The following is a 24,894-nucleotide window of genomic DNA, read 5'->3' on the forward strand; positions in this document are numbered from 1 at the left end:
CATGCCAGAGTCAGAAGCAAAAAAATACCGACCCGGGGCTCAAGGTCCCAGGTCAGCTACAATTCTCTATTTGATGATCATTTTACCCTGGAGTTCCCTATGGGTCATCGTTTACTTTTTGGGGCGTTGCGCCGTAGTATGACGGCCTGTTTCCAGGTTGTTAGCGCGAGATTATGCGATTTCCCAGATTTACCATTGGATTGACTGCCAGTATAGCGTTCAGCGTTCAGGCTGCGAATGTCGACGAATACATCAACCAGCTTCCTGCCGGGGCCAACCTCGCCCTTATGGTACAGAAGGTTGGCGCACCTGCACCCGCTATCAATTTTCATAGCCAGCAGATGGCGCTCCCCGCCAGTACCCAGAAAGTGATCACCGCGCTGGCGGCGTTGATTCAGCTCGGGCCTGACTTCCGTTTTACCACCACGCTTGAGACGAAAGGCAACGTGGAAGGCGGCATCTTGAAAGGCGACTTAGTGGCGCGATTTGGTGCCGATCCGACGCTAAAACGCCAGGATATTCGCAATATGGTGACGACCCTGAAAAAATCGGGTGTGACGCAAATTGCCGGAAATGTTCTGATCGACACATCTATTTTCGCCAGTCATGATAAAGCCCCCGGTTGGCCCTGGAACGACATGACGCAATGTTTTAGCGCCCCGCCAGCCGCAGCCATTGTCGATCGCAACTGTTTCTCGATTTCGCTCTACAGCGCGCAAAAACCGAACGATCTGGCATTTATTCGCGTGGCATCCTACTACCCGGTCACCATGTTCAGCCAGGTGCGAACCCTCGCGCGTGGCTCTGCCGAAGCGCAATATTGTGAACTGGACGTGGTTCCAGGCGATCTCAACCGCTTCACGCTGACCGGATGCCTACCTCAACGCGCCGACCCGCTGCCGCTGGCGTTCGCCATTCAGGACGGTGCCAGCTATGCTGGGGCGATTATCAAAGATGAGCTAAAACAAGCGGGTATCACTTACAGCGGCACGCTGCTGCGCCAGACGCAGGTCAACGAGCCGGGAACCGTGGTTGCCAGCAAACAGTCAGCGCCGCTGCATGACCTGCTTAAGATTATGCTGAAAAAATCAGACAACATGATCGCCGATACCGTTTTCCGCATGATTGGCCATGCACGATTTAACGTCCCGGGCACCTGGCGGGCAGGTTCCGATGCCGTACGCCAGATTTTGCGTCAGCAAGCGGGCGTTGATATCGGCAACACCATTATCGCCGACGGTTCTGGCCTCTCCCGCCATAACCTGATTGCCCCAGCGACCATGATGCAGGTGCTGCAATACATCGCACAGCACGATAACGAGCTGAACTTTATTACTATGCTGCCGCTGGCGGGCCATGACGGCTCCCTGCAATACCGTGCGGGCCTGCATCAGGCTGGCGTGGATGGCAAAGTATCGGCGAAGACAGGCTCGCTACAGGGCGTCTACAACCTCGCAGGCTTCATCACCACGGCAAGCGGTCAGCGCATGGCATTTGTGCAGTATCTGTCGGGTTATGCGGTAGAGCCGGCTGATCAGCGTAATCGTCGTATTCCACTGGTTCGCTTTGAGAGCCGGTTGTACAAGGATATTTATCAGAATAACTGATAGAAAACGGGCCGCAAATGCGGCCCGTTGGCTTTTGTAGGCCGGATAAGCGTAAGCGCCATCCGGTTACGAGATTAACGTTTGTAGATGAACTCAACGCCTTCTTCGTCGTCTTCGTCCCAATCGTCATCCCAGTCATCTTCCGCTTCGTCTTCGACTTCAGCGAGCTGCTGGCGGTGATAATCATCCCACATGAACTCAACTTTCTCTGGCTGTTTCGCTTCTTCAGCCTGAACAATCGGGTTCTCAATGATAAAGGTCATCACATCCCAGCACAGATCCTTCACGCCCAACTGGCTGGCGGCGGAGATCAGGTAATATTTACCTTCCCAGCCCAGTGCTTCAGCGATCGCTTTCGCTTTCTCTTCCGCTTCGGCCTTGTCCAGCAAATCAATTTTGTTGAACACTAACCAGCGCGGTTTAGACGCCAGATCCTGACTGTATTTTTCCAGTTCGCCAATAATGATACGGGCGTTTTCTACCGGATCGGAGCCATCAATTGGATCGATATCGATGAGGTGCAGCAGCACGCGGCAACGTTCCAGGTGTTTCAGGAAGCGAATACCGAGGCCCGCGCCTTCAGCCGCGCCTTCAATCAGCCCCGGAATGTCAGCCACGACGAAACTCTTTTCGTTGTCCATACGCACCACGCCCAGGCTTGGTACCAGGGTGGTGAACGGATAATCGGCAACTTTCGGCTTCGCCGCGGATACCGCACGGATAAACGTCGATTTACCGGCGTTTGGCATGCCCAGCATACCGACATCCGCCAGCAGCATCAGCTCCAGCATCAGATCGCGCTTATCGCCCGGCGTACCCATCGTTTTCTGACGCGGAGTACGGTTGACCGAGGATTTGAAACGGGTGTTACCCAGGCCGTGCCAGCCGCCTTTAGCGACCATCAGACGCTGACCGTGTTTCGTCATGTCGCCCATGGTTTCGCCGGTGCCCTGATCGATAACGCGCGTACCGACAGGCACTTTAATCGTAACGTCTTTACCGCGTTTACCTGTGCAATCGCGGCTCGCGCCATTCTGACCACGTTCCGCACGGAAAGATTTTTCAAAACGGTAATCGATCAGCGTGTTCAGGTTTTCGTCGGCTTCCATCCATACGTCGCCGCCATCACCGCCATCACCGCCGTCCGGGCCGCCTTTTGGAATATATTTTTCACGGCGGAAGCTCACGCAACCATTACCGCCATCACCTGCAACGACCAGAATCGATGCTTCATCAACAAACTTCATTTTACTCTCCGTAAATCATTCGCCTGAGCGGAGTTGCGAAACCACCGTTTCATGCTTACGTAAACCGCCCCAAATTCGATGACCAATGGCGGAATACATCGCGCCCGCAACCACGATAAACGCACCGAGATAACCTAAAAGGTTTAGCATCGGTCTGGCGAAGAAATCGGGCCAGGCCAGTGATAATAAATCTGAAAATAACAACGTAAACAGCGGGGTAAGCGTAATAATGGCGCTTACCTGTGCAGCCTGCCAACGCGCCATCGCTTCCGCGAGAGCGCCGTATCCCACCAGCGTATTCAGGCCACAGAATACCAGGCAGGCCAGCTGCCAGTCGCTGAGCTGCGTGATGACGCCGGGCTTAGCCAGCGGCAACAACGCTATCGTACATAAAGTGTACAGTAAAAACAGGATCTGCGGTGACGCCAGACGACGCAATAACACCTTTTGCGCGACCCCATAGCTCACCCAAACCATCGCCGCACCGACACCAAAGATAACGCCCCAGGTGTAATCGGTGAGTCGGGTAAAAATTTCGATCAGACTGGTATTAAAAAACAGAACCAGGCCGCTCAGAAGCATAATGGCGCCAATCACCTGCGTGCCGCGCATCTTTTCTTTCAGGATAAAGACGCTGGCGATCATCATACCAACCGGTGACAGTTGGCCGATAACCTGCGAAGCCGTTGGGCTCAAGTATTGCAAAGATGAACTAAACAGAATGAAGTTACCGAACAGCCCACCGGTGGCTATTGCCAACAGCACCAACCAACGCGCTTTGCGAAAAATGCGCAATGGGGGGAGCTTTTTTTTAACCGCAAGGATAGCGCCAAGGCCAATACTTGCCATTAAAAAACGGTAGAACACCACGGTAGGAGGCTCCATCACCTCCAGCACTTGCTTCATTGCTATTGGCAAAGCGCCCCAACATATTGCAGTCGTGAGTGCTAACAGAATACCAATGCCTGCCTGCTGCTTCATGCCGTATTCCCTGCAAGGGCTCGTTTCCGGTTTATCACGGCGCGACGAGCATATTTACCGGCCGTCGAATGTAAAAAGCCCCGCAACGTGTTGCGGGGCTTTTATCCGTTACCGGGACGCGAAAAACTTATTCAGCAACGATGCTGATGAATTTACGGTTTTTCGGGCCTTTCACTTCAAATTTCACTTTACCGTCTGCTTTAGCAAACAAAGTGTGGTCTTTGCCGCAACCAACGTTGGAGCCAGCGTGGAATTTAGTACCACGTTGACGAACGATGATGCTACCAGCCAGAACTGTTTCACCGCCGAAGCGTTTTACGCCCAGACGTTTAGCTTCTGAATCGCGACCGTTACGAGTCGAGCCGCCAGCCTTTTTATGTGCCATTTAATCTGCTCCCCTTAACTTAAGCGCTGATGCCAGTGATTTTCACATCAGTGAACCACTGACGATGGCCCTGCTGCTTACGGTAGTGTTTACGACGACGAAACTTAACGATTTTAACTTTCTCGCCACGACCGTGAGCAACAACTTCAGCTTTGATAACGCCGCCATCAACGAAAGGAACGCCGATTTTGACTTCTTCACCGTTTGCGATCATCAGAACTTCAGCGAATTCAACAGATTCGCCAGTTGCGATGTCCAGCTTTTCCAGGCGAACGGTCTGACCTTCGCTTACTCGGTGTTGTTTACCACCACTTTGGAAAACCGCGTACATAAAAAACTCCGCTTCCGCGCACACCTTTTTGATGATTCAGAGTGCGCTATAAATATTCACAATAGGGCGCGAATATTACGCAAAACGCGAGCCTTTGACAAGTGCTACCGTCAATACATGAAGAAAAAAAACACAACACGTACGGTAACGTTTATCTACGGCGTTTTTTCAGTACAATCAGCATATATTTATAACCCTGAACCCGACGTTACCTCGCCATACAGTGAGGTAATCGGGGCGAGAAGCCCGGCTTTTGCGATGAATTTAGAAAAAATCAATGAGTTAACCGCGCAAGATATGGCGGGGGTCAATGCGACAATCCTTGAACAGCTCAATTCCGACGTCCAATTGATCAATCAGTTAGGGTACTACATCGTGAGCGGCGGCGGAAAACGCATTCGCCCAATGATCGCAGTACTTGCAGCACGTGCCGTTGGTTACCAGGAAAATGCGCACGTTACGATTGCGGCTCTCATCGAGTTTATCCACACCGCAACCCTGCTGCATGACGATGTTGTGGATGAGTCTGATATGCGACGCGGAAAAGCCACAGCAAATGCGGCGTTTGGTAATGCGGCCAGCGTGCTGGTCGGCGATTTTATCTATACCCGCGCATTTCAGATGATGACCAGCCTCGGCTCGCTGAAAGTACTGGAAGTTATGTCGAAAGCGGTCAACGTCATCGCAGAAGGTGAAGTTCTGCAGTTGATGAACGTCAACGACCCGGACATCACCGAAGAAAACTATATGCGCGTCATCTACAGCAAGACGGCGCGTTTGTTTGAAGCCGCAGCCCAATGCTCAGGTATTCTGGCTGGCTGCAGCGAAGAACAAGAGAAAGGGTTGCAGGATTATGGCCGTTATCTCGGGACTGCGTTTCAGTTAATTGACGATTTACTGGATTACAGCGCAGATGGCGAGCAACTGGGTAAAAACGTCGGCGATGACCTTAACGAAGGTAAACCGACGCTACCGCTGCTGCATGCCATGCGCCACGGCACCCCAGAACAAGCGCAGATGATCCGCCAGGCCATTGAGCAAGGTAACGGTCGTCACCTTCTGGAGCCGGTTCTGGAAGCGATGAACGCCTGTGGCTCACTGGAGTGGACCCGACAGCGGGCGGAAGAAGAGGCCGATAAAGCCATCGCCGCGTTGCAGGTGTTGCCTGATACGCCATGGAGAGAAGCGCTGATTGGTCTGGCGCATATCGCCGTACAGCGCGACCGCTAATTCCCCTGCCCTCAATCCCCCATCGTCCCGTGCCCCGCACGGGATATTCTTATAAATTCCTATAAATCTTTTCCACTTCCCAGTGCGTTACGCACAATCTTGGTATATTCCGAATATACACACACTTTACATGAACATTTTAGAACATTTGTTCTTTGAGAGTTATAGTGTCACCACAACCGATCGTGGAACCGTAAGTCATTAACCCAAGGAGAGATGAATTTATGGAAAGCAAGCTGATTGACTGGCATCCGGCCGACATCATCGCCGGGCTGCACAAAAAAGGGACCTCAATGGCCGCTGAGTCACGTAAAAATGGATTGAGTTCATCAACGCTGGCAAATGCGTTAACACGACCATGGCCAAAAGGTGAGTTGATTATCGCCCGGGCGCTGGGAACTGACCCTTGGGTGATTTGGCCGTCACGCTATCACGATGCGAAAACGCATGAATTCATCGACAGAACACGGATGATGAGGGGACCGAGAGGGAAAAAGAATCCTGAATGAACATTAAGCAGTAACCCCCGGCCCAAAGACCTGGGGGTTACAAGAGGCGTTGACGATTACTCGCCTTTCACGCGCTCAATGTTTGCGCCCAGCGCGCGCAGTTTATCTTCGATGCGCTCATAGCCGCGATCGATGTGATAAATACGGTCGACCACTGTTGTACCTTCAGCAATACAACCTGCCAGCACTAAACTTGCAGATGCACGCAGATCGGTCGCCATCACCTGTGCGCCAGAGAGCGTTTCCACGCCGTGGCAAATCACGGTGTTGCTTTCAATTTCCGCGTGAGCGCCCATACGGCTCAGCTCAGGCACGTGCATGAAGCGGTTCTCAAACACGGTTTCCGTGATGAAGCCCGTCCCTTCTGCCACCAGGTTCAGCAGCGTGAACTGGGCTTGCATATCGGTCGGGAACGCCGGGTGCGGCGCAGTGCGCACATTGACCGCCTTCGGACGCTTGCCGTGCATGTCGAGGCTTATCCAGTCGTCGCCGACTTCGATATCCGCACCCGCATCACGCAGCTTCGCCAGGACGGCATCCAGCGTGTCCGGCTGTGCATTGCGGCAGATAATTTTGCCGCGAGAAATCGCCGCCGCCACCAGGAAAGTACCGGTTTCAATACGGTCTGGCAGAACGCGATAAACACCACCGCCGAGACGTTCAACGCCTTCGATGGTAATACGATCGGTGCCCTGACCCGTGATCTTCGCGCCCAGCGTAATCAGGAAGTTCGCGGTATCGACGATCTCTGGCTCGCGCGCGGCGTTTTCGATGATAGTGGTGCCTTCAGCAAGTGTTGCCGCACACATAATAGTGACCGTCGCACCGACGCTCACTTTATCCATGACGATGTGCGCGCCTTTCAGACGACCATCAACGGACGCCTTCACATAGCCTTCTTCCAGCTTGATCGTCGCGCCTAACTGCTCCAGACCGGTAATGTGCAGGTCAACCGGACGCGCGCCGATGGTGCAACCACCCGGCAGTGAAACCTGACCCTGGCCAAAACGAGCAACCAACGGTCCGAGCGCCCAGATAGACGCACGCATGGTTTTTACCAGATCATACGGTGCACAGAAGACGTTAACGTCACGCGCATCAATGTGCACGGAACCATTACGCTCAACTTTCGCCCCCAACTGGCTCAGTAGCTTCATGGAGGTGTCAACGTCCTTCAGTTTCGGGACGTTTTGGATCTCTACAGGTTCTTCCGCCAGCAGCGCCGCAAAAAGGATCGGCAGTGCGGCGTTTTTAGCGCCTGAAATTGTGACTTCGCCCTGGAGCTTCGTTGGCCCCTGAACACGAAATTTATCCATTATTCTGTTCTCTGTTAAGAATTTATCTTCGCTACCGGCACATCACCCGTAGCTCAAAAACCGTTAAGTTTGCGATCACGCGCCCATTCCGCTGGGGTAAACGCTTTAATCGACAAAGCATGAATGCGGTTGTCCGCAATGTACTCCATCAACGGGCCATAGACTGATTGCTGCTTCTTGACCCGGCTCATGCCTTCAAACATCTCACCCACGGCAATAACCTGAAAGTGACTGCCGTCGCCAGAAACGTGGACTTCCTGGAGGGAGAGTGCATTCATCAGCACGCTCTGAATTTCATTATTTTCCATGGGCTCTTCATTCGTCAGATAGTGAAAACAGCCCAACATCTTAGAGCAAAGTGGCGCTGTCATAAATAAGCAAAAAGCCTCGCTGATAAATCAGACAAGGCTTTGGTGGCAGATCCCCTGTAATGGGGGTGCTGAATGCAGGCACAAGGCCTTATCCAGCCTGAAAAAATTAACGCGGAAGGACGTCGTCAGGCAGATTGTAAAGCTGCGCCAGCGTGTAAACTTTATCGTTAACGCCAGCGAGCGAAACGCTGTTCCCCTGCTGCTTGCCCTGATCGATCAAGTGCAGCAGTAACGCCAGACCACCGGTATCCACCCGGGAAACCTGGTTCAGGTCGATGCAAGTTACCCCTTGCATCGCCTCAACTCGTGCATCCCATAATGGATTTAACACGTCCTGATCCAGCTCTCCCACCAGCACCAGCTTGTCAGCTTCACGCATCCAGGTGAGTGACTGCGTCATTATTTTTTCTCTTCCAGGGTAATTTTCTGCTGAGAAATAGATTTCAGCTGTGCCGTCAGGCCATCGATACCTTTGGTACGCAGCAGATCGCTCCACTCATTCTGTTTGGTGGTGATCATACTTACGCCTTCGGCGATCATGTCATACGCCTGCCAGTTACCGGTTTGCGAGTTTTTACGCCACTGGAAATCCAGACGAACCGGAGGACGGCCATTCGGATCGATAATAGTCACGCGGATAGGCACGATGGTCGCATCACCCAGCGGCTGCTCAGGGGCAATCTGGTAGGTCTGACCGTGGTACATTGCCAGCGCCTGACCGTAAGCCTGCTTCAGGTATTCACGAAAGGCGGCGAAATAGGCGTCACGCTGTGCCGGGGTCGCTTCTTTGTAGTAGCGGCCCAGGACCAGCGCACCGGCGTATTTAACCTGTACGTATGGCAACAATTCCTGATCGACAACATCGCGCAGGTAATCCGGGTTTGCGCGGATTTTAGGTTGCTCGTTTTTTAGGCGGTCAAAGGTCTTCTGCGCCGCCTCATTCATCAATTTGTACGGGTTAGTCTGATCCGCTGCGGTTGCCGCGCTAAGGGGGGCAATGATCAGCATTGCCACCATCATCAATCGTTTAAACATACGTCGATTCTCCTGAGATTATTTCGTTGCGCCCGCAGGCGTAGTGGCTTCATTATTGCCTTCAGTTGCGGCTGGCGCATCGCCAGAATTCTTATTGTCATCACCTTTACTGTTGCTGTTGTAAAGGAACTGACCAATCATGTCTTCCAGCACCATCGCGGATTTCGTGTCCTGAATCGTACCGCCATCTTTGAGGATAGACGTTCCCAGCTCAGGATCTTCAAAACCGACGTTCAACGCCAGATACTGCTCGCCCAGCAGGCCGGAAGTACGGATGCTCAGTGAGCTGGTGTCTGGAATATGGTTAAAACGCGATTCGATTTCCAGCGTCACGCGCGGCAGATACGTTTTCGGATCTAACGAGATATCCGATACACGTCCAACCACCACCCCGCCAATCCGCACAGGAGAGCGTTCTTTCAGGCCGCCGATATTATCAAAGGTCGCATAAATCGTGTAAGTCGGCTCAGTACGCATTGAGGTAACATTCGCTGCTTTCAGGCAGACAAACAGCGCAGCCAGCAGCGCAACCAGCAAGAATAACCCGACCCAAATTTCATTTTTTTTCGTTTGCATGAACTCAATTCCCAAACATCAGTGCGGTGAGCACAAAATCCAGCCCCAGAACGGCGAGAGAGGCGTGCACAACGGTGCGTGTCGTTGCCCGGCTAATGCCGGCAGAGGTCGGGATCGCATCATAACCATTGAACAATGCAATCCAGGTGACCGTAATGGCGAACACCACGCTTTTAATCAGACAGTTGACCAGGTCCAGACGCCAGTCGACGGCATTTTGCATCGCCGACCAGAAAAAGCCTGCATCAATACCTTTCCAGCTAACGCCAACCAGCGAACCACCCCAGATCCCCACCGCGACAAAAATAATCGTCAACAGCGGCAATGAAATGACACCAGCCCAAAACCGCGGAGAGATCACCCGACGCAGTGGATCGACGGCCATCATTTCCAGACTGGAGAGCTGCTCGGTCGCCCGCATCAGGCCAATCTCTGCGGTTAAGGCCGATCCGGCGCGCCCGGCAAACAGTAGCGCCGCAACAACCGGCCCCAGCTCACGTAACAATGACAGCGCCACCAGCATGCCAAGGCTGGTTTCCGCGCTGTAGGTTGTCAGAACCAGGTATCCCTGCAGCCCCAGCACCATACCGATGAACACACCAGAAACAATAATGATCAGCATCGATAAGACACCGACATTATAGAGCTGGCGTATCAGCAGCGGCGCATGTTTGCGAAACTCCGGCTTGCCGACAAGCGCATTGAACAACATTAATCCGGCTCGCCCGAACGTCCTGAGGGTTTTAATCCCTCGATGTCCGAGTGATGCCAGCGCATTTAACAACATGGGTGGCTTAACTCCCTGTTTTGAGTAAATCGATGTGGTAGTCGCCCGCCGGGTAACGGAACGGAACCGGCCCATCAGCAATACCGTCAAGGAACTGACGTACGCGCGGGTCGGCATTTTCTTGCAGAGCCTGAGCACTACCGTAGGCCACTATTTTTTTGTCCGCCATAATATAGGCGTAATCTGCAATACTCAGCACCTCAGGCACATCATGGGACACCACCACACAGGTGACGCCCAGCGCACTGTTCAGTTCCGAAATCAGTTTCACCAGCACGCCCATGGTAATGGGGTCCTGGCCGACGAACGGTTCGTCAAACATAATCAGGTCAGGCTCCAGCGCGATGGCGCGTGCTAACGCGGCACGCCGTGCCATCCCACCGGATAATTCAGAAGGCATTAATTTTGCCGCGCCCCGCAGACCAACGGCCTCAAGCTTCATCATCACCGTGCTCTTCAGCAATGGCGCCGGCAACGTTGTATGCTCGCGTAGCGGATACGCGACGTTGTCAAACACGTTCATGTCGGTAAACAGCGCACCAGACTGAAACAGCATGCTCATGCGCTTACGTACGGTAAATAAACGCGAACGGGACATAGCCGGAACGTTTTCGCCGTCAAACAGGATCTCGCCCTTATCCGGAGGGATCTGTCCGCCAATCAGACGCAATAGCGTCGTTTTGCCGATGCCTGATGGCCCCATGATCGCCGTCACCTTACCGCGCGGTACCGTCAGGGAAATATTATCAAAGATGCAGCGGTCGCCTCGGGAAAAGCTGACATCGCGCATATCGACTAGATTCGCCACAGACTGCCCCATTGATTCATCCTTTACTATTGCCTCGTTGATCGAAGAGTTTGGCGCTCAATTTAGCCCTGAACCCAACATATTTACAGATTATTGCCTGTCCTGGTTAGCGAAAGCTGGCATTTGTTTTACTTTTTAGCCGCATAAAGTCAAAATTAAGACTTCGTTACGGCTTCCAGAAGATCCTTCAAGTGGACCGGCGAGTATACCTGAAGAAAGGACTTTAGATGCTTTTAGCGACGGCGCTGTTAATAATTGGTTTACTTCTGGTGGTCTACGGTGCCGACCGTCTGGTATTTGCCGCATCCATTTTATGTCGAAATTTCGGTATCCCCCCCATTATTATTGGGATGACCGTCGTCAGCGTAGGGACGTCGTTACCCGAGATCATTGTCTCTGTGGCTGCATCAATAAATGGGCAACTCGATCTGGCCGTCGGTACCGCTATCGGCTCTAACATTACCAACATTCTGCTTATTTTAGGTCTGTCGGCGCTGATTCATCCTTTTACCGTGCATTCTGATGTTCTGCGTCGTGAATTACCGCTAATGTTGCTGGTAAGTCTTTTAGCCGCATCCGTCCTGTATGACGGCCAGTTGAGTCGTAGTGACGGTTTCTTTCTCCTGCTTCTGGCCGTGCTATGGCTGCTATTCATTGTTAAAATCGCCCGTCTGGCTGAGCGACAAGGCAATGACACGCTGACCCGGGAGCAGATAGCGGAGCTTCCGCGCGAAGGCGGATTACCGGTCGCGTTTTTGTGGCTGGGCATTGCGCTGATTATTATGCCAATGGCAACACGGATGGTGGTGGACAATGCCACTGTACTGGCGAACTATTTCGCCATGAGCGAACTCACCATCGGGCTGACGGTAGTCGCTATTGGTACCAGCCTGCCAGAGCTGGCAACGGCCATTGCGGGTCTGCGTAAAGGCGAAAACGACATCGCCGTTGGCAACATCATCGGCGCGAACATTTTTAATATTGTTATCGTCCTCGGACTGCCGGCGCTGATTACGCCGGGTGAAGTCAACCCGATGGCCTTCATCCGTGACTATAGCGTCATGCTGCTGGTGAGCGTAATTTTTGCACTACTCTGCTGGCGACGTCCGCGCCAGATTGGTCGCGGCGCGGGTGCGCTGCTGACCGGCGGTTTTATCATATGGCTGGCGATGCTGTATTGGTTATCGCCACTTCTCGTTGGATAACTGGAAACGCATTATGTCGCACTTAGAGTTGCAACCGGGTTTTGACTTTCAGCAAGCAGGCAAGGAAGTCCTGGCAATTGAACGTGAAGGCCTGGCGGAGCTTGATCAGTACATTAATCAAAACTTTACCCTCGCTTGTGAAAAAATATTCAGCTGCCCGGGAAAAGTGGTGGTGATGGGGATGGGGAAATCCGGACATATCGGACGGAAGATGGCGGCCACATTTGCCAGCACCGGCACCCCCTCATTTTTCGTACATCCTGGCGAAGCCGCGCATGGCGATCTGGGTATGGTCTCGCCGCAGGATGTGGTTATTGCCATCTCAAACTCCGGTGAATCCAATGAGATAGCGGCGTTAATCCCGGTATTAAAACGTCTTCATGTCCCGCTTATTTGCATGACTGGCCGTCCGGAAAGCAGCATGGCGCGTGCGGCAGATGTGCATCTGTGTGTTAAAGTGCCCAAGGAAGCTTGCCCATTAGGCCTGGCGCCGACCAGTAGCACCACTGCAACGCTGGTGATGGGTGATGCTCTTGCCGTGGCGTTATTAAAAGCGCGTGGCTTCACCGCGGAAGATTTTGCGTTATCGCATCCAGGTGGCGCACTGGGCCGTAAGCTTTTGCTGCGAGTTAACGATATTATGCATACGGGCGATGAAATCCCGCATGTGAATAAAAGCGCCAGCCTGCGTGACGCCTTACTTGAGATCACACGTAAAAATCTCGGCATGACCGTCATTTGCGATGATGCAATGAAGATTGACGGTATTTTCACCGATGGCGATTTACGTCGCGTCTTTGATATGGGTGTAGATGTACGCCAGTTAGGCATTGCCGATGTGATGACCCCTGGAGGCATTCGCGTGCGTCCGGGCATTCTTGCCGTTGATGCTCTGAACTTAATGCAGTCCCGCCATATCACTTCGGTAATGGTTGCTGATGGCGACCAGTTACTCGGTGTGTTACATATGCATGATCTGCTGCGTGCAGGTGTAGTGTAAGAAACTCAAGGATAAAGAAAATGAGTAAAGCAGGTGCGTCGCTTGCGACCTGTTATGGACCCGTCAGCGCTGACATTATCACCCGGGCAGAGAACATCCGTTTGCTGATCCTGGATGTGGATGGCGTACTGTCTGATGGTCTGATTTATATGGGCAACAACGGTGAAGAGCTGAAGGCTTTTAATGTCCGCGATGGCTACGGAATCCGCTGTGCGCTCACTTCCGGTATTGAGGTTGCTATTATTACCGGACGAAAGGCTAAACTTGTAGAAGATCGCTGTGCCACATTGGGGATCACGCATCTGTATCAGGGGCAGTCAGACAAACTGATCGCCTTTGACGATCTGCTTGGAAAACTGGCGATCGCGCCGGAAAATGTGGCCTATGTTGGCGATGACCTGATTGATTGGCCAGTGATGGCAAAAGTGGGATTAAGCGTAGCGGTGGCGGATGCCCATCCATTGCTGATTCCACGTGCCGACTACGTCACCCGTATCGACGGTGGACGCGGCGCTGTACGTGAAGTCTGCGATTTATTACTCCTGGCGCAGGGCAAACTGGACGAGGCCAAAGGGCAATCGATATGAGCAAAACCAGACGTTGGGTTATCATTCTACTGTCGCTGGCTGTCCTTGTGATGATTGGTATTAACCTGGCAGACAAAGACGAGGCCACTCAGGTCGCCGTCAATAACAACGAGCCAACCTATAAAAGCGAACATACCGATACCGTCGTGTATAGTCCGGAAGGCGCGCTGAGCTATCACTTGATCGCCCAACACGTTGAATATTATTCAGAACAAGCGGTTTCGTGGTTTACTCAACCGGTATTAACCACGTTTGATAAGGATAAAGTACCGACCTGGTCAATCAAGGCCGATAAAGCCAAATTGACCAACGATCGGATGCTGTATCTGTACGGCCATGTTGAAGTTAACGCCCTGGTGCCTGACTCTCAACTACGCAGAATTACGACCGATAACGCACAGGTTAACCTGGTGACTCAAGACGTCACTTCTGATGATCTTGTCACGTTATATGGCACAACATTTAACTCCAGCGGACTGAAGATGCGCGGCAACTTACGCAACAAGAACGCCGAGCTGATTGAAAAGGTTAGAACCTCATATGAAATCCAAAACAAACAAACTCAGCCTTAATCTTGTGCTTGCCAGCTCACTTCTGGCCGCCAGCATTCCGGCATTTGCCGTCACCGGTGATACCGAGCAGCCGATTCACATTGAGTCGGACCAGCAGTCCCTGGATATGCAGGGCAACGTGGTGACGTTTACTGGCAACGTGATTGTGACCCAGGGCACCATCAAAATTAACGCCGATAAAGTCGTTGTGACCCGCCCGGGCGGTGAAGACGGTAAAGAAGTGATTGATGGTTACGGTGATCCAGCCACGTTTTACCAGATGCAGGACAACGGTAAGCCAGTGAAAGGCCGCGCCTCACACATGCACTATGAACTGGCGAAAGACTTCGTCGTTCTCACCGGTAAGGCTTACCTGGAACAGCTTGATAGCAACATCACAGGCGATAAGATCACCTATCTGGTAAAAGAGCAGAAAATGCAGGCCTTCAGCGATAAAGGCAAACGCGTCACCACCGTTCTGGTTCCGTCGCAGTTGCAGGACAAAAACAAGGCTCCGGCAGAGAAAAAAGGTAACTGATTCGTTATGGCAACATTAACTGCAAAGAACCTTGCAAAGGCCTATAAGGGCCGCCGTGTGGTGGAAGATGTCAGTCTGACCGTCAACTCCGGGGAGATCGTCGGTCTGCTCGGTCCTAACGGTGCGGGTAAGACAACGACCTTTTACATGGTGGTCGGCATTGTCCCGCGCGACGCGGGCAACATTATCATTGATGACGAAGATATTAGTCTGCTGCCACTGCATGCGCGCGCGCGTCGCGGCATCGGCTACCTGCCGCAGGAAGCGTCGATTTTCCGTCGCCTGAGCGTGTTTGATAACCTGATGGCGGTACTGCAAATTCGTGACGATCTCACCAGTGAGCAGCGGGAAGATCGCGCCAATGAGCTGATGGAAGAATTCCATATCGAACATCTGCGTGACAGCATGGGCCAATCGCTCTCCGGTGGTGAACGACGCCGTGTGGAAATCGCCCGCGCGCTGGCCGCGAATCCGAAATTTATCCTGCTTGATGAACCGTTTGCCGGTGTTGACCCGATTTCCGTTATCGATATCAAACGGATCATCGAACACCTGCGCGACAGCGGGCTTGGGGTATTGATTACCGACCATAACGTCCGCGAAACGCTGGCAGTGTGTGAGCGCGCCTATATCGTGAGCCAGGGACACCTGATCGCCCACGGCACGCCGACAGAAATACTGCAGGATGAGCACGTTAAGCGCGTATACCTTGGGGAAGACTTCAGACTCTGATAGGGTAGAAGACTTCACGTCACCGCAGGAGAAAACAACTCTGAACATGAAGCAAGGTTTGCAACTCAGGCTTAGCCAACAACTGGCGATGACGCCTCAGCTACAACAGGCGATCCGTCTGTTGCAGTTGTCCACGCTGGAACTTCAGCAAGAACTTCAGCAAGCGCTGGAAAGTAACCCACTGCTCGAGCAAACCGATCTTCACGACGAAATTGATACCCAGGAAAAACAGGACAGCGAATCCCTCGATACCGCAGATGCGCTCGAACAAAAAGAGATGCCAGAGGAATTGCCGCTTGACGCCAGTTGGGATGAAATCTACACCGCTGGTACGCCTTCAGGCACCAGCGGAGATTACATTGACGACGAACTGCCTGTTTATCAGGGTGAGACCACGCAATCGCTGCAGGATTACCTGATGTGGCAAGTGGAGCTGACCCCGTTCTCGGATACCGATCGCGCCATTGCGACATCGATTGTTGATGCGGTTGACGAAACCGGTTATCTCACCGTGACCCTGGACGATATTCTCGAAAGCATGGGCGATGATGACGTCGGTATGGATGAAATCGAAGCCGTGCTTAAACGCGTTCAGCGCTTTGATCCCGTTGGCGTGGCAGCCAAAGATCTGCGTGACTGCTTACTGATCCAACTTTCGCAATTTGATAAGTCCACGCCATGGCTGGAAGAAGCGCGTCTGATCATCAGCGATCACCTCGATTTGTTAGCCAACCATGACTTTCGCTCGCTGATGCGCGTAACCCGACTGAAAGAAGACGTGCTGAAAGAAGCCGTCAACCTCATCCAGTCGCTCGATCCCCGCCCAGGACAGTCGATCCAAACCGGCGAGCCGGAATACGTCATCCCGGATGTGCTGGTGCGTAAGCATAACGAACGCTGGGTGGTCGAACTCAACGGCGACAGCATTCCACGCCTGCAGATTAACCAGCACTACGCCGCGATGTGCAATAGCGCGCGCAACGATGCTGACAGCCAGTTTATTCGTAGTAATTTGCAGGATGCAAAGTGGCTGATTAAGAGTCTGGAAAGCCGCAATGATACGCTGCTGCGCGTCAGTCGCTGTATCGTTGAACAGCAGCAAGCCTTCTTTGAGCAAGGCGAAGAATTTATGAAACCGATGGTGCTGGCGGATATCGCCCAGGCCGTCGAGATGCACGAATCGACCATTTCCCGAGTGACCACGCAAAAGTATCTGCACAGTCCGCGCGGCATATTTGAACTGAAGTATTTCTTTTCCAGTCACGTTAACACTGAAGGCGGGGGCGAAGCCTCATCCACAGCTATCCGCGCACTGGTGAAGAAATTAATTGCTGCGGAGAACCCCGCGAAACCGCTGAGTGACAGCAAGTTAACCTCTATGCTGTCGGATCAGGGTATCATGGTGGCACGCCGCACCGTTGCGAAGTACCGAGAGTCTTTATCCATTCCGCCGTCTAACCAGCGCAAACAGCTGGTATGACCCAACCGATAAGGAAGACACTATGCAGCTCAACATCACTGGAAACAACGTCGAAATCACGGAAGCTCTGCGCGAGTTTGTTAATACCAAGTTCGCCAAGCTTGAACAATATTTCGACCGGATTAATCAGGTCTATATTGTGTTGAAAGTGGAGAAGGTTACACATATCTCGGATGCAACACTGCATGTAAACGGTGGCGAAATTCATGCCAGCGCGGAAGGTCAGGATATGTACGCCGCCATTGACGGTTTAATTGATAAACTGGCTCGGCAGTTAACAAAACATAAAGATAAACTGAAACAGCACTAACTTGTCCGGGCAGTTAGCGGGTGCAGGACGGCCTGTTGTGCAGCACAACGGGCCATTTGTACGGTTAGCGCTTAGGTGAAATTATGATAAATAACGATACGACTCTACAACTGAGCAATGTTCTTAACCAGGAATGTACGCGTGCGGCCGTTCACTGCCAAAGCAAGAAACGCGCACTGGAAATCATCAGTGAACTGGCGGCAAAACAGCTCAGCCTGCCCTCTCAGGTGGTATTTGAAGCCATTCTGACGCGTGAAAAAATGGGCAGTACCGGCATCGGTAACGGTATTGCCATCCCGCATGGCAAGCTGGAAGAAGACACGATGCGCGCGGTTGGTGTGTTTGTGCAACTCGAAACGCCCATCGCCTTCGACGCCATTGATAATCAACCCGTCGATCTGCTTTTCGCCCTGCTGGTCCCGGCAGACCAAACCAAGACACATTTGCATACATTGTCGCTGGTCGCCAAACGTCTGGCAGATAAAACCATCTGCCGTCGCCTGCGCGCCGCACAGAGTGACCAGGAGTTGTATCAAATCATCACGGACACCGAAGGTGGACAGGATGAAGCATAACAACCCAATGGCATCCTTTTTTGTCGTTGTGAGGAGAAACAGTACATGGTACTGATGATCGTCAGCGGTCGTTCAGGGTCAGGCAAATCCGTCGCCCTGCGTGCGCTGGAAGATATGGGTTTTTACTGCGTGGATAACCTTCCCGTAGTGCTGTTGCCCGATCTGGCTCGTACACTGGCCGATCGCCAGATTTCTGCGGCCGTCAGCATTGATGTGCGCAACATGCCTGAGTCCCCGGAAATTTTTGAGCAGGCAATGAATAATCTGCCCGAGGGTTTCTCACCACAGCTGCTGTTCCTTGATGCAGACCGTAACACGCTGATTCGTCGCTACAGTGACACGCGCCGTTTACACCCGCTCTCCAGCAAGAACTTGTCTCTGGAAAGCGCTATCGATAAGGAAAGCGATTTGCTGGAGCCACTGCGCTCTCGCGCTGACCTGATCGTTGATACCTCCGAAATGTCCGTACACGAACTAGCGGAAATGTTACGTACCCGACTGCTGGGTAAGCGCGAACGTGAATTGACGATGGTATTCGAATCCTTTGGTTTCAAACACGGTATCCCGATTGATGCGGATTACGTCTTTGACGTGCGCTTTCTGCCTAACCCACACTGGGATCCAAAGCTGCGCCCAATGACCGGTCTTGACCGCCCCGTCGCCGCATTCCTCGACAGGCACACAGAAGTACACAATTTTATTTACCAGACTCGCAGCTATCTTGAGCTATGGTTACCCATGCTGGAGACCAACAACCGTAGCTACCTTACCGTAGCCATCGGCTGTACCGGCGGGAAACACCGTTCGGTGTATATTGCTGAGCAGTTGGCAGACTACTTCCGCTCACGCGGTAAAAACGTGCAGTCACGCCATCGTACGCTGGAAAAACGTAAATCATGACCGTGAAGCAAACCGTTGAAATCACCAATAAGCTGGGCATGCATGCCCGCCCAGCGATGAAACTGTTTGAATTGATGCAGGGTTTCGAAGCAGAAGTTTTACTGCGTAATGATGAAGGAACGGAAGCCGAGGCCAACAGCGTTATCGCTCTGCTGATGCTGGATTCAGCCAAAGGGCGTCAGATAGAAGTCGAAGCCACGGGACCACAGGAAGTAGAAGCCCTGGCCGCAGTGATTGCCCTGTTTAATTCAGGGTTTGATGAAGATTAATCGAGTACACAGAACGTAGCCAGTAGGCCGGATAAGGCGTTTACGCCGCATCCGGCAATAACTACGCTAATACAGCTTATTTTCCCGCATAAACGACTCACCACCTAACTGGCGCATTTGGCGCATAATCCACGCCTGGCGGTTACGCACATAACCAGAAGGCGCATTCGCCTTAAAACGCAAAGGATTGGGCAATACTGCCGCCAGCAAGGCCGCTTCAGACAGGCTCAACCGACTGGCCGGTTTATGAAAATACCGTTGCGCCGCCGCCTCCACGCCAAATATCCCATCGCCAAACTCGGCGATATTCAAATAGACGGTCAGAATACGTTTCTTACTCCAGACGGTTTCCATACCCAGCGTTAGCCCGGCTTCAAGGCCCTTACGCACCCAGCTACGTCCATCCCACAAAAAGAGGTTTTTCGCCGTCTGTTGCGATAACGTCGACGCCCCGCGAATGCGGTTTTCATTGCGTTCATTGTGCGCCAGCGCTTTCTCTATGGCGGTGACGTCAAACCCCCAGTGGTCTGGAAACTTCTGGTCCTCCGCAGCAATCACCGCCAGTCCCATCCACGGTGAGATCTCATCCATACTCACCCAGTCCGAGTGCGCCACATAGCCGAAATCACCGGACAGCCATGCGCCCAGTTGCCGTTCGACCATCACCGCCGAGAACGGTACCGGCATCACGCTGAAAAGGGCGATGCCCCCGCCCCAGAATACGGCGAGGACGATCACCGCCCGTAGAAAGATGCGCCGCAGAAAAGCGGTAACGCCTTTTCTCATTCCGCCAGCACCAGCACACGCGAGACCAGTTTATCGATGCCACTCGCGGCCTGAGCGATATCCTGCGCCAGCATATAGGCGGGCGTGGTGACGATTTTGTTGTCTTCATCAACGACAATGTCGTCAACCGGACAAGGCACATGTTCTGCGCCCATCTCTTCCAGTACCTCTGCCGTATCGATATCAGTGCCAATGGTCAGACGCAGCGGAAAATCAAAAATTTTGGGTAACATGGCGGGCGCAATGCACATAAATCCCAGCGGCTTACCCATCTGATGCATGGCAACTGCCAGCGCGGCTAAATCGCTGTCAATCCGGCATTCGCTGCCCTGGCTGGCAAAATTACTCAGGTTTTTGGCGGCGCCAAAACCACCCGGCACGATCAACGCATCCAGTTCCGTTGAGATCGCTTGAGCAAGCGGGCGAATCTCGCCGCGAGTGATGCGAGCGGCTTCAATCAGGACATTACGTGTTTCCGGCATCGGTTCGCCGGTCAGATGATTAATCACATCCGCTTGTTGTTTATCTGGTGCGAAACAGACAGCCTGAGCGCCGTTGCGGGCAATGGCCAGAAGCGTGAGAACAGTTTCATGGATCTCTGCACCGTCATACACGCCGCATCCGCTGAGCACTACACCCACTTTTTTCATCGTAATACTCCTTTCTCAACTGGCTGAAACATATTAGTTATTATGATTAAAATGCTACGCTTCACACATTTAACTGATTCATGTAACAAATTATTTAAGATTTGCTATCTTAACTGCGTGCGGCCTGAAAATTAGGGCTGCGCCCTTGTAAACAATGATAATAATTTACGGCGCAGCCACGATTTCCCTGGTGTTGGCGCAGTATTCGCGCACCCCGGTCAAGCCGGGGTCATTTTTTTTCCACACTCGCCACCCAGGCTTTTAATACTGCCACGTCGTGCTGCCACTCCTGCTTCATCTCTTCAATCCATTCAGCAACGTTATCTTCCCAGGCAGGAAGATCCGGCGACTGGATTTGCTGACCTAGCTGTTGCAGGTGACGCAGCCCCACTGAACCTGCTGCGCCTTTAATTTTATGGCCTTCCTCAACCACGCCTTTTTTATCACGTGCAGTCAGATTGGATTCCAGCACGCTCAAATATCCCGGCATCATTTTCTCAAACACCGCCAGCCCGTCGGTAATTAACTTCGGACCCACCAGCTCGAGGTATTGTTCCAACATAGGAATATCTAACAGCGCTTGCGATTTACTGCTCTCTTCAGATGTCACAGTGCTCTCCTCTTTGTTTCGGGTATCCCAGTATTTTTTGATCATGGCGGTTAAAGCCGGGACTGACAGCGGCTTACTCAGCACGTCGTCCATTCCCGCCTCCAGATACTCTTTTTTATCTTTCAGAACGTTGGCGGTAAGGGCCACCAGCGGCGGCAAGTCTTCACGCGAGTATTTTTGCGTCAACTCGCGGGAGATATCCAGCCCAGTCATATCCGGTAGCTGAATATCCAGTAATACCAGGTCATATTCACCCGGCGTGAACATTTCCAGCGCGGCTTTCCCGGTCATCGCGACATCCACGCTGTTGCCTAATTTTTCCAGCACGGAGCGCGCAACAATAACGTTCAGCTCAATGTCTTCTACCAGCAGCACATTCAGGGCTGGCAGCGGCAGTTCATCGTCTTCAAAAGCATCTTCAATCTCTTCCGCTACCGCAGGGGCATGCACGGTTAGCGTAAAGATGGACCCTTTTCCTGCCTGGCTGGAAACCGTAATATCACCGCCCATGTTTTTCGCCAGACGCTTCGACACGGCCAAACCAATCCCGGTCCCCGTAGCCGGTTTACCGCCGTTACTGTCCTTCACCTGATAATACATAGCGAAGATTTTATCCTGCTCATCCTGCGGAATGCCGATGCCGGAATCTTCAACTTCGAAATGCAGCATATTCCCCTGGTCATAGCGCGCCCGCACGGTCACCTGCCCCTGCTGGGTAAACTTCACGGCGTTGCTGATCAGATTCCACAGGATCTGACGCAGACGCGTTCCGTCGGTAATGACCTTATGCGGCAGCGGTAACGTCGGCTCAAGCACAAAGCGCAGCCCTTTTTGCTGCGCCTGTAGGCCAGAGAGGTTTTCCAGATCCGCCATAAAGCTGGTGAAATCGATCGGCTGGTTATCGAGCTGGACTTTACGTCGCTCCATCTTATCCATATCGATAATATCGTTGAAAATATTCCCCAGCGTCACAGCAGAGACGTGGATTGTTTTCAGGTATTTTTCCTGTTCCGCGGTCAGATCCGTATCCAGCAGGATCCGGCTTAAGCCGACAATGCCGTTAAGCGGGGTGCGCAGCTCGTGGCTGATGGTAGAAATAAAGGTGGTCTTATCGCGGCTGGCGCGCTCAAGCGCGTCCTGATAACGCTTACGCTCGGTAATATCGCGCCCAAAGCCCATCAGACCATGTCGTTTACCTACGCGGTCATAGTAAGGCACTTTGCGAATTTCAAAGCAGGCTTTGCGCCCGTCCGGGTAGTCCAGCCACTGTTCGTAGGTGAGCGAAACATTATGACGGAACACCTTCTCGTCGGTCTCAATCACCTTTTCAGCCGCTTCAGGAGAGTAAACGTCAGCCGGTTTTAAGTTCACCAGCTGCTTTTCACTCTTGCCGGTCAGCAGCTCCATAGCACGGTTACAGCCGGAAAACTCTTTATCTTCATTGCGATAAAAAACCAGATCCGGCGAGGCATCAAGGAAAGAGCGTAAAAAGGAAGACTGTTGCTCAAGCTGGATCTGCGCCTCTTCGCGCTCTTTGATTTCAACCTTCAGTTGTTCGAATGTTTCCTGGCGCTCCGCTTCGGCTTTTTCACGCTCAACAATTTCCTGATTGAGCTGGGCAATATTATCTTTCAGCTGCACATTGAGCTTGAGATCTCGCTCGCGCATCTCTTCCAGCTTTTGTACCAGTCGTGACAGGCGTTGCCGGGACTCCTCAAGTTGCTCCACCACCACAGACAAGAAATAGACGGCCCAGGGGGTAATTAACAGACCAAAAAAGATAGAGCGGATGACATCAATGCTTTCTACCTGGCCATGCAGCACCATGGTGACAGCCATTTGCACCACAATTGCCAACACCACCAGAGCCAGCGCCAACAGCAGCGAAAAGCGCACCAGACCTAACTTCATCATCAGGTCGACGTAATATTGCGCCAGCATACGGATTTGCTTCATAGAGGGTTCCTTCACGACAACTTGGCACAATAATACTCAATTCTCAGCGTGACGTTGAAGATTGTGCAAGAAATGCGGAGGTTATCGGTGAAATGACCGCGGAGAGGCCATCGTAGGCCTGATAAGCAAAGCGCCATCAGGCAAGCAGGCGCAGATTGCCGGATGTCGGCTTTGCCTTATCCGGCCTACGGAGAGTTAGTTCTCAGGCTGTACCCATGGCGTACCGAGCGCCGAGCCTTGCACACCGTACTTGTTAAGGTACTTATCCAGTTCGACCATGCCGGTCCAGCGGTTTTCACACCATAGCGGTGCCAACAGCGTTGGGCGGCGCGCGCTGGCGGAAATTCGATGATAAATCACCTCTGGCGGCGTATGACGGATCATCTCCCCGGCGGTAACCGTATAGTCGTCCAGTTCAATTCCGTTCAGCCGCCCGGCTTCCCAGGCTTTCGCCATCGTACTGCCTTTCACAATATGCAGCGGGTGCAGCTTAATACCGTCAACACCCGTCTCCACTACACGTTCCATGGTTTGCAGGCATTCTGCCTGCCCTTCTCCCGGCAGACCGACAATCAGGTGCGAGCACACTTTCAGCCCACGCTCGCGTGCCAGTCGCGTAGTGCGTTGGTAGCAGGCAAAATCATGGCCGCGGTTAATACGATGCAGGGTTTTGTCATGCGCAGTTTGCAAACCGAGTTCCAGCCATACCTCATAGCCGAGGTCTTTATACTCGCAAAGCAGATCGAGTACCGCATCCGGCACACAGTCGGGGCGCGTCCCAACGCATAACCCGACGATACTGGCCTGGCTAACCGCCTGCTGATACATCGAACGCAGCACCTGCACTTCAGCAAAGGTGCTGGTATAGGCCTGGAAATAGGCCAGATAGCGTTTCGCGCGATTGACCAGATGCGCCTGATGCTCAAGCTGCTCGGCAATAGAATGGTGCTGCTGTGCTTCATCGGCAAACGAGGCGACATTGCAGAAAGTACATCCACCACGTCCGATGGTGCCATCACGATTTGGACAGCTAAAGCCGCCGTGAAGCGTGAGTTTATGAACCTTTTGTCCATAACGGCGAGAAAGATCCCCACCAAACATATTGACTAATTTCTGTAACTGCATAATCTGGTAGACCGCGCCTTGAAAAGAGGCCAAAGCCTGCCATTTTTTGCCCCAGTCGGCGATGACCTGGATCAATCGCCCTGGCGTGCCTTTATTCATTGCATAACAAATCAAAATAATCGAAATTTAATTCATTAAAAATGAAATTACTTTTCCTTATATCCGACTGTTTTTTTTATCTTCTTATACTCTCGGCATAAAAACAGTATCTTTAAGACGCCAAAACTCCAAAAACCAGCATAAAATGCCAAGCATAGCGATAAACAAAGGGAGGGCGGGGGATATACAGCCTTTCTGACAGTGAGACAGATCACACTTCGCTCTCCATTCTCCTTGCGTTAAATCAATGTAAAAAAGCCTTAATTTTCAACATATTCATAAAGTTAATCGCCCTATAGCACATTTTTGCATAAATAAGATTGCCATTTGACCTGTGT

Annotated in this window: 29 protein-coding genes; 14 read left to right on the forward strand and 15 right to left on the reverse strand. The window is 52.4% G+C overall.

Annotated features, from left to right (window positions below):
• Positions 1-173 precede the first annotated feature (173 nt).
• Positions 174-1,607, forward strand: coding sequence for a serine-type D-Ala-D-Ala carboxypeptidase (dacB, locus tag FHD02_RS15910; protein ID WP_137371268.1), 1,434 nt, complete (start codon positions 174-176; stop codon positions 1,605-1,607).
• Between the two features lie 74 nt (positions 1,608-1,681).
• Here dacB and cgtA read toward each other — a convergent pair whose 3' ends face one another.
• The 4 genes from cgtA to rplU form a co-directional block, all read right to left on the reverse strand.
• Positions 1,682-2,854, reverse strand: coding sequence for an Obg family GTPase CgtA (gene cgtA, locus FHD02_RS15915; RefSeq protein ID WP_047026386.1), 1,173 nt, complete (start codon positions 2,852-2,854; stop codon positions 1,682-1,684).
• Between the two features lie 15 nt (positions 2,855-2,869).
• Positions 2,870-3,835, reverse strand: coding sequence for a DMT family transporter (locus FHD02_RS15920; protein WP_220394083.1), 966 nt, complete (start codon positions 3,833-3,835; stop codon positions 2,870-2,872).
• Between the two features lie 127 nt (positions 3,836-3,962).
• Positions 3,963-4,220, reverse strand: coding sequence for a 50S ribosomal protein L27 (gene rpmA / locus FHD02_RS15925; RefSeq protein WP_003025030.1), 258 nt, complete (start codon positions 4,218-4,220; stop codon positions 3,963-3,965).
• Between the two features lie 19 nt (positions 4,221-4,239).
• On the reverse strand, positions 4,240-4,551 hold the full coding sequence (gene rplU, locus FHD02_RS15930; RefSeq protein WP_003025032.1) for a 50S ribosomal protein L21: 312 nt from the start codon (positions 4,549-4,551) through the stop codon (positions 4,240-4,242).
• Positions 4,552-4,809: 258 nt separating this feature from the next.
• Here rplU and ispB point away from each other — a divergent pair, with 258 nt between their 5' ends.
• Positions 4,810-5,781, forward strand: coding sequence for an octaprenyl diphosphate synthase (gene ispB / locus FHD02_RS15935; RefSeq protein ID WP_003025033.1), 972 nt, complete (start codon positions 4,810-4,812; stop codon positions 5,779-5,781).
• Between the two features lie 224 nt (positions 5,782-6,005).
• Positions 6,006-6,290, forward strand: a complete 285-nt coding sequence (gene sfsB / locus FHD02_RS15940) for a DNA-binding transcriptional regulator SfsB (RefSeq protein ID WP_137360131.1) — start codon at positions 6,006-6,008, stop codon at positions 6,288-6,290.
• 56 nt (positions 6,291-6,346) lie between these two features.
• On the opposite strand, the gene murA is transcribed toward sfsB, so the two are convergent.
• The 7 genes from murA to mlaF all read right to left on the reverse strand — a co-directional run bounded on the left by murA (position 6,347) and on the right by mlaF (position 11,195).
• Entirely contained in the window at positions 6,347-7,606 is a 1,260-nt protein-coding gene (murA, locus tag FHD02_RS15945; RefSeq protein WP_006687871.1) for a UDP-N-acetylglucosamine 1-carboxyvinyltransferase, read from the reverse strand.
• Positions 7,607-7,659: 53 nt separating this feature from the next.
• The gene (ibaG, locus tag FHD02_RS15950; RefSeq protein WP_032940719.1) at positions 7,660-7,914 is read right to left on the reverse strand and encodes a BolA family iron metabolism protein IbaG; all 255 of its coding nucleotides are present in this window, start codon (positions 7,912-7,914) and stop codon (positions 7,660-7,662) included.
• 169 nt (positions 7,915-8,083) lie between these two features.
• The gene (gene mlaB, locus FHD02_RS15955) at positions 8,084-8,377 is read right to left on the reverse strand and encodes a lipid asymmetry maintenance protein MlaB (RefSeq protein WP_042311286.1); all 294 of its coding nucleotides are present in this window, start codon (positions 8,375-8,377) and stop codon (positions 8,084-8,086) included.
• Complete coding sequence (mlaC, locus tag FHD02_RS15960; RefSeq protein WP_038634253.1) at positions 8,377-9,012, reverse strand: phospholipid-binding protein MlaC; 636 nt, start codon at positions 9,010-9,012, stop codon at positions 8,377-8,379. The genes mlaB and mlaC overlap by 1 nt, the downstream gene beginning before the upstream one ends.
• An 18-nt stretch (positions 9,013-9,030) precedes the next feature.
• Positions 9,031-9,588 carry an outer membrane lipid asymmetry maintenance protein MlaD gene (gene mlaD / locus FHD02_RS15965; RefSeq protein ID WP_047026392.1) on the reverse strand — a complete coding sequence of 186 codons (558 nt, stop codon included), beginning with the start codon at positions 9,586-9,588 and terminating at the stop codon, positions 9,031-9,033.
• A gap of 4 nt (positions 9,589-9,592) precedes the next feature.
• Positions 9,593-10,375 (reverse strand): lipid asymmetry maintenance ABC transporter permease subunit MlaE, encoded by a 783-nt coding sequence (mlaE, locus tag FHD02_RS15970; RefSeq protein WP_006687866.1) that lies wholly within the window; start codon positions 10,373-10,375, stop codon positions 9,593-9,595.
• 7 nt (positions 10,376-10,382) lie between these two features.
• On the reverse strand, positions 10,383-11,195 hold the full coding sequence (mlaF, locus tag FHD02_RS15975) for a phospholipid ABC transporter ATP-binding protein MlaF (RefSeq protein ID WP_003828749.1): 813 nt from the start codon (positions 11,193-11,195) through the stop codon (positions 10,383-10,385).
• Between the two features lie 215 nt (positions 11,196-11,410).
• On the opposite strand from mlaF, the gene FHD02_RS15980 reads away from it, so the two are divergent.
• From FHD02_RS15980 to npr, 11 genes are all read left to right on the forward strand, one after another.
• On the forward strand, positions 11,411-12,388 hold the full coding sequence (locus tag FHD02_RS15980) for a calcium/sodium antiporter (protein WP_042311289.1): 978 nt from the start codon (positions 11,411-11,413) through the stop codon (positions 12,386-12,388).
• Positions 12,389-12,401: 13 nt separating this feature from the next.
• Complete coding sequence (gene kdsD / locus FHD02_RS15985; RefSeq protein ID WP_038634261.1) at positions 12,402-13,388, forward strand: arabinose-5-phosphate isomerase KdsD; 987 nt, start codon at positions 12,402-12,404, stop codon at positions 13,386-13,388.
• 20 nt (positions 13,389-13,408) lie between these two features.
• On the forward strand, positions 13,409-13,975 hold the full coding sequence (gene kdsC / locus FHD02_RS15990) for a 3-deoxy-manno-octulosonate-8-phosphatase KdsC (protein ID WP_137360133.1): 567 nt from the start codon (positions 13,409-13,411) through the stop codon (positions 13,973-13,975).
• Positions 13,972-14,547, forward strand: a complete 576-nt coding sequence (lptC, locus tag FHD02_RS15995) for an LPS export ABC transporter periplasmic protein LptC (protein ID WP_061382523.1) — start codon at positions 13,972-13,974, stop codon at positions 14,545-14,547. Before kdsC ends, lptC begins: the two co-directional genes overlap by 4 nt.
• On the forward strand, positions 14,516-15,064 hold the full coding sequence (gene lptA, locus FHD02_RS16000; protein ID WP_042311295.1) for a lipopolysaccharide ABC transporter substrate-binding protein LptA: 549 nt from the start codon (positions 14,516-14,518) through the stop codon (positions 15,062-15,064). Before lptC ends, lptA begins: the two co-directional genes overlap by 32 nt.
• A gap of 6 nt (positions 15,065-15,070) precedes the next feature.
• Positions 15,071-15,796: an LPS export ABC transporter ATP-binding protein gene (gene lptB / locus FHD02_RS16005; RefSeq protein WP_003025073.1), complete on the forward strand. Its 726-nt coding sequence runs from the start codon at positions 15,071-15,073 to the stop codon at positions 15,794-15,796.
• A 46-nt stretch (positions 15,797-15,842) separates the two neighbouring features.
• Positions 15,843-17,276 carry an RNA polymerase factor sigma-54 gene (gene rpoN, locus FHD02_RS16010; RefSeq protein WP_220394089.1) on the forward strand — a complete coding sequence of 478 codons (1,434 nt, stop codon included), beginning with the start codon at positions 15,843-15,845 and terminating at the stop codon, positions 17,274-17,276.
• A gap of 22 nt (positions 17,277-17,298) precedes the next feature.
• Positions 17,299-17,586, forward strand: a complete 288-nt coding sequence (gene hpf / locus FHD02_RS16015) for a ribosome hibernation promoting factor (RefSeq protein ID WP_038634275.1) — start codon at positions 17,299-17,301, stop codon at positions 17,584-17,586.
• 83 nt (positions 17,587-17,669) lie between these two features.
• Entirely contained in the window at positions 17,670-18,161 is a 492-nt protein-coding gene (gene ptsN / locus FHD02_RS16020; protein WP_042311297.1) for a PTS IIA-like nitrogen regulatory protein PtsN, read from the forward strand.
• 45 nt (positions 18,162-18,206) lie between these two features.
• Complete coding sequence (gene rapZ / locus FHD02_RS16025) at positions 18,207-19,061, forward strand: RNase adapter RapZ (RefSeq protein ID WP_003025085.1); 855 nt, start codon at positions 18,207-18,209, stop codon at positions 19,059-19,061.
• The gene (gene npr / locus FHD02_RS16030) at positions 19,058-19,330 is read left to right on the forward strand and encodes a PTS phosphocarrier protein NPr (RefSeq protein ID WP_003828770.1); all 273 of its coding nucleotides are present in this window, start codon (positions 19,058-19,060) and stop codon (positions 19,328-19,330) included. Before rapZ ends, npr begins: the two co-directional genes overlap by 4 nt.
• Before the next feature lie 66 nt (positions 19,331-19,396).
• Here the strand turns inward: npr and mtgA are convergent, their stop codons facing one another.
• The 4 genes from mtgA to FHD02_RS16050 form a co-directional block, all read right to left on the reverse strand.
• Positions 19,397-20,116: a monofunctional biosynthetic peptidoglycan transglycosylase gene (gene mtgA, locus FHD02_RS16035; protein ID WP_137360134.1), complete on the reverse strand. Its 720-nt coding sequence runs from the start codon at positions 20,114-20,116 to the stop codon at positions 19,397-19,399.
• A complete protein-coding gene (gene elbB / locus FHD02_RS16040; protein ID WP_137360135.1) occupies positions 20,113-20,766 on the reverse strand; it encodes an isoprenoid biosynthesis glyoxalase ElbB in 654 nt (217 codons plus the stop codon). The genes mtgA and elbB overlap by 4 nt, the downstream gene beginning before the upstream one ends.
• A gap of 229 nt (positions 20,767-20,995) precedes the next feature.
• Positions 20,996-23,332 carry an aerobic respiration two-component sensor histidine kinase ArcB gene (arcB, locus tag FHD02_RS16045; RefSeq protein WP_137360136.1) on the reverse strand — a complete coding sequence of 779 codons (2,337 nt, stop codon included), beginning with the start codon at positions 23,330-23,332 and terminating at the stop codon, positions 20,996-20,998.
• Positions 23,333-23,527: 195 nt separating this feature from the next.
• Positions 23,528-24,457, reverse strand: coding sequence for a TIGR01212 family radical SAM protein (locus FHD02_RS16050; protein ID WP_103014945.1), 930 nt, complete (start codon positions 24,455-24,457; stop codon positions 23,528-23,530).
• Positions 24,458-24,894 lie beyond the last annotated feature (437 nt).

This window comes from Citrobacter sp. EC_71 (assembly GCF_019584005.1).
Classification (GTDB): Bacteria; Pseudomonadota; Gammaproteobacteria; order Enterobacterales; family Enterobacteriaceae; genus Citrobacter; species Citrobacter werkmanii.